Source organism: Anaerotruncus sp. DFI.9.16 (assembly GCF_024461615.1).
GTDB lineage: Bacteria > Bacillota > Clostridia > Oscillospirales > Ruminococcaceae > Anaerotruncus > Anaerotruncus massiliensis.
Genome location: NZ_JANFZX010000107.1, coordinates 1 through 4,684, shown reverse-complemented (window position 1 = coordinate 4,684; position 4,684 = coordinate 1). Strand labels below are relative to the sequence as shown.

7 protein-coding genes are annotated in these 4,684 nt (G+C 48.7%); all 7 read left to right on the top strand.

The window, feature by feature from the left end:
* The coding region (locus tag NE609_RS16960) for a DUF4368 domain-containing protein (RefSeq protein ID WP_256153201.1) at positions 1–983 on the top strand (983 nt) is incomplete at its 5' end.
* Complete coding sequence (locus NE609_RS16955; protein ID WP_118285557.1) at positions 980–1,324, top strand: TnpV protein; 345 nt, start codon at positions 980–982, stop codon at positions 1,322–1,324. The genes NE609_RS16960 and NE609_RS16955, both read left to right, overlap by 4 nt.
* Before the next feature lie 138 nt (positions 1,325–1,462).
* Positions 1,463–1,606: a hypothetical protein gene (locus NE609_RS16950; protein WP_173827554.1), complete on the top strand. Its 144-nt coding sequence runs from the start codon at positions 1,463–1,465 to the stop codon at positions 1,604–1,606.
* A gap of 289 nt (positions 1,607–1,895) precedes the next feature.
* Complete coding sequence (locus NE609_RS16945; RefSeq protein WP_120120819.1) at positions 1,896–2,303, top strand: hypothetical protein; 408 nt, start codon at positions 1,896–1,898, stop codon at positions 2,301–2,303.
* 115 nt (positions 2,304–2,418) lie between these two features.
* Entirely contained in the window at positions 2,419–2,778 is a 360-nt protein-coding gene (locus NE609_RS16940; RefSeq protein ID WP_120120820.1) for a DUF3847 domain-containing protein, read from the top strand.
* Positions 2,744–4,240 (top strand): MobQ family relaxase, encoded by a 1,497-nt coding sequence (gene mobQ, locus NE609_RS16935; protein ID WP_196011093.1) that lies wholly within the window; start codon positions 2,744–2,746, stop codon positions 4,238–4,240. The genes NE609_RS16940 and mobQ overlap by 35 nt, the downstream gene beginning before the upstream one ends.
* Positions 4,237–4,684, top strand: a 448-nt coding sequence (locus NE609_RS16930) for a DUF3991 domain-containing protein (RefSeq protein WP_256153200.1), incomplete at its 3' end; no start/stop codon positions are given. The genes mobQ and NE609_RS16930, both read left to right, overlap by 4 nt.

Sequence of the window (4,684 nt, the reverse complement as noted above, 5' to 3'; positions counted from 1 at the left end):
TCCGTGGGAATGTCAGACGCTACCCGGACGGCTGGGGCGAAGCAGCTCCCCTCACAGGCTTGCTTTATTGTGCCGATTGCGGCGGCAAGATGTATGTCCACCGTACCAACAACGGCAAGCGTATTTCTCAATATACCTGTTCCCAATACAGCAAAGTCCCAGTTGGAAAGCTCTGCAAGACCCAGCACCGTATCAATGAAGATGTGGTACTGTCCCTTGTTTCCGAAATGCTCAAAGCCATTGCCGAGTATGCGAAGCATGACCGAGCCGAGTTTGTCCGAGTGGTACAGGAAGCGCAGTCCAGCCAGCAGACAGCAGAGGTTAAGAAACAGCGGATACGCCTTGCCACCGCAAAGCAGAGAGTGTCCGAACTGGAAGTCCTGCTCTGTAAAATCTATGAGGACAACATTTTAGGAAAGCTGTCCGACAGCAGATACGCCACTCTGGACGCTCAATACGAAAAGGAGCAGACCGAGCTTACCGCTGAAATCTCTGCTCTGGAAAAGGCAGTCAAGAGCTATGAGAAGCACGAAAAGGACGCTGACCGTTTTATCGCTCTGATTGACAAGTATGAGAACTTCGACAAGCTGACCATTGCTATGCTCAACGAGTTTATCGAGAAAATCCTTGTGCATGAGCGTGACCGTAAAGGCAGTATACAGACCACACAGGAGGTCGAGATTTACTTCAATTTTGTTGGGCGATTCGTTCCCCCGGCGTTTGGAGAAGCGGAGCTTACCCCGGAGGAATTAGAGGAAATCCGCAAGCGTGAGGAACGCAAGGACAGGCTTCATCAGAACTACTTGAAGCGGAAAGCCAGCGGAGCGCAGAAGCGATACGAGGACAAAATCAAGGAGAGGAAAAAGGCGGAAATCGAAGCCAAGAAAGCCGCCATTCGTGCAGAGGACATTGCAAAGGGCGTGTTCGTCCCGGTCAGCAGTTTACCACAGAGAGAGCCGATGAAAGGAGTACAAACAGCATGAATATCACTTACACACGGAACGGCGATTATCTTATCCCGAACATCGTTATCCGCAAGACCAAGCCCATCGGTCACTATGGCAGACTTCGCAAGGCGTATCTGGAAATGCACCGCCCGATACTGTTCAATGAGCTGGTGCTATCCGACAAGCTCTTTGAGCATTGCGCCGAGATTGACGAAGCGGCACGAAACCGCATGGAGCTGATCGTGCGGTCACTGGCAGAGCAAAACGGCGTGACCGAGCAACTAAAAGCCAAAAACCAAATGGAATGGGTGCGGCAGATGAACGCTTGCAAGGCACAGGCAGAGGAGATTGTGAAAGCGGAATTGATTTATGATTGAGCGAGAAAGTCCGGGCAGAAAACTGTTCGGGCTTTTCTCATATATTCCAAAGTTGCGGTAGAATTGTTCACAAGTTTTATGGTATAATTTGAATATAAAATTGAGCAATAAATCGAAATTTGTAAAGGAGGATTTACAATGAAGAAAATTGGATTAGGTATTGCAATACTACTCTTTGCCATTATAATTTCTCTTTGTTCATCAGGAATGGGGCTGCTCGTTATCGGAATTGGGATTGTAGGATTGATTTTTTCAATCGTAGGATTTATGGAACGCAAGTAAAACAACTTCTTGTTTGGCGAACTGATAAAATCCCTTTAGGAACTAAAGGGCGCACTTCTATACTCTCTGTCGAGAGTAGTGCGTCCTGCGGAGCTTCATTCTCTGTCAGCAGAAGAAAACTGCCTGACCTCGAATGTTTCCGTCACTTCGTTTCGACAAGGTGGCTACACCCCCTTGCGCCGCTTATGCGGCTATCCCCTGTGGACTTGCCGTCCGCAAACAGCATGAAATGCTGTTCGCCGCCAGCAAGTTTGATTTTGAAAATCCAACTAAAAGGAGAAGCATAATTATGAAACGGAAATTGGTAATGTTACTAACTATTGTAGCGGTTCTCGCAGTAGGGATTGGTATCTGGTACAATGTTCCTATTAACTTGATGGATTTGGAACATGATGAAGTTATAGAAATTGTCGTATTCAATGGAAATACTGGAAATGCAACTCACATCACAGATGAGACACAAATCGAACATATTATTGAAAATCTAAATGAAATCAAGTTAAAAAGGTCGAAGCCGTCTGTTGGTTATTCTGGATATAGCTTTAAGATGACCATTTATTTATCCGATGGTAATGAAGCCGATGATTGGAATAACTTTATCATCAATTCCGATGATACTATTCGGAAAGACCCTTTCTTTTACAAGGTGGTTTCAGAAAAAATTGATTATGATTATATAGCTGGTATCGTAAACTAAAGTGAGATAATCATTGCAACTGAATACTAAAAAACAGACCGTTGATACACATGACCGTGTGAAAAAATCAGCGGTCTTTTTTTATACCCATTTTCAAAAAAGGAGGTCATGAAACATGGCAAAAACGAAAACCCTCGACCAGCTTAGAGCCGAAAAAGAACAAGCTGAAGCTCAGCTTCTTCAGGAACAGCACAAGCTCCAAAGGCTGGAACAGAGGAAGAAACACTATGAGAAAGGCGAACGCAAGAAACGCACCCACCGCCTTTGTAATCTGGGCGGCATGGTGGAAAGCGTTGCCCCGGAGGTTAAGGACTTGACACGCACCGAAATGACAGAGCTGATGGAACACATCTTTTCTCTGTCCGAAGTCCAGCGAGCCGTCCGTCACATGGCGATTACCCACATCAACAAAGCGAACGGAGGAAAGGAGTTGAAAGCCGATGGCACTATTTCATCTGAGTGTCACGCAGACTAAGCGAAGCGCAGGACAGTCCGCTATCGCTTCTGCTGCCTACCGAGCCGGGGAGCGATTGTATAGCGAGTATTACGGCGAATACAGCGACTACACCCGCAAGGGCGGCGTGATCTGCTCTGACATTCTCTTGCCGTCCCATGCTCCCCCGGAATTTGCAGACCGTCAGACCTTGTGGAACGCCGTGGAAAAAGCCGAGCGTGGTAAGAACGCCCAGCTTGCATACAGCTTTGACATTGCCTTGCAGAATGAATTTTCCCTTGAGGAAAACATCGCTCTTGCAAGGCAATTTTTATTGGAGAACTTTGTGAGCCGTGGCATGGTGGTTGACTTCGCCGTACACCAGCCAGACCGGGAGGACGGCGGCATACCAAACCCACATTTTCATGTGCTTTGCCCTATCCGCCCCATCGAGCAGAACGGCAAATGGGGACTAAAGCAACGCCGGGTGTATGAGCTGGACGAGGACGGCAACCGTATCCGAGACGCAGACGGAAAGTTTGTGTTCAACGCCGTTCCCACTACCGACTGGGGCAGTCCCGAAACGCTGGAATACTGGCGGCAGACATGGGCGGAGCTATGCAATGCCAAGTTTGCGGAAAAAGGTATTGATGTTCGTATCGACCACCGGAGCTATGAGCGTCAGGGCGTGGAGCTTCTTCCCACCGTCCACGAGGGCGCAACCGTCCGGGCAATGGAGAAGAAAGGTATCCGCACCGAAAAGGGAGAGTTCAACCGCTGGATCAAAGCCACCAATGCCGTTATCCGGGACATCAAGAAGAAAATCACTCTCCTGTTTGATTGGATTGCCGAAGCAAAAGCAGAGCTTGCCAAGCCACAGGCACCCAACCTTGTTTCTCTGCTGAACGCCTATTACACCAGCCGCAACGCCGGGGCGTATTCCCAGAAAGGCAAGGTCAGCAATCTAAAGGAGATGAACGAGACTTTCAATTATCTTCGGAAGAATGGCATTTACACCCTTGAAGATTTGGAAAGCCATGTCAACGAACACAGTGCTGCCACAGAGAGCTTGAAGAAAACGCTGGACGAACAGACCGCCCGAATGAAAGCAATTAAGCAGCTCTATGACAGCTCCGCTGCTTTCCAGAGCTTGAAGCCTGTCTATGACGGCTTGCAGAAAATCAAGTTTGAGAAGCCCAGAGCCAAGTACAAGGCAGAGCATGAAGCGGAACTGATACAGTTCTACGCCGCCAGACGAAAGCTGACCGGGGAGTTCCCAGACGGTAAGGTGGATATGAAAAAGCTGACCGAAGAGTATGACGAGCTGGAACAGGTGCACAACACCACCTATGGCGAGTTTAAGACCGTCAGAGACGATTTACACCGCCTTTGGAAGGTCAAGTCATGTGTAGATACTGCCGCCCGATTTAACGAACGCACAGAGGAACAAAAGCTCCAAAATCGACCCCAAACACGACACAAAAAGGAGGAACTATCCCGATGAATTATACCCAAGCACAGATTGACCGGGCAAACGCCGTCAGTCTGGAAGATTTTCTCCGCACACAGGGAGAGACACTTATCAAAAGCGGACGAGAATACCGCTGGAAAGAACATGACAGCCTGACCGTCCGGGGAAACAAGTGGTTTCGACACAGCCAGAGCAAGGGCGGCTATCCCATTGATTTTGTCATGGAGTTTTACGGCAAGTCCTTTCCCGAAGCTGTCCAGCTCTTAACCGGCGAAAGCGGTGAGGGACAGAGCGAAGCCAGCACAGCACCGCACACAGCGTTTCACTTGCCCTTGCACAACAGGACAGCCGACAGAGCAATCCAATATCTCACAGAAAGCCGAGGTCTCAACAAAACGCTTGTTGAGGCTTTTCTTCTTTCCGGGGATATTTACGAGGACGCAAAGCGGCACAATGTTGTGTTTGTCGGCAGAGACC